A 220-nucleotide genomic window follows, 5' to 3' on the forward strand; every position below is an offset into this window, starting at 1 on the left:
GGCGCGGATCGCCGCGCGCGGCAGCTCGATCATCGTGCCGGTAAGATAGGTGATCTTGACGCCGGTTTCCTCCATCACGCTCTTGGCGACGGCATCGATCCGCGCCTTGACGTAGTCGAGTTCCTTCACCAGGCCGACCAGCGGCACCATGATTTCCGGAACCACCAGCGCGCCGGCCTTCCTGCCGGCCTCGACGGCGGCCTCGAAAATGGCGCGCGCC

The 220-nt window shown here is 66.8% G+C and carries 1 protein-coding gene; it reads right to left on the minus strand.

Going from position 1 to position 220, the window contains the following annotated elements; genetic code table 11:
* Window positions 1-220 (minus strand): putative PEP-binding protein (locus E5W87_RS31385; RefSeq protein ID WP_292406617.1); only part of this gene is annotated, 220 nt, incomplete at both ends.

The sequence above is a fragment of the Mesorhizobium sp. genome (assembly GCF_004962925.1).
Lineage (GTDB): Bacteria > Pseudomonadota > Alphaproteobacteria > Rhizobiales > Rhizobiaceae > Mesorhizobium.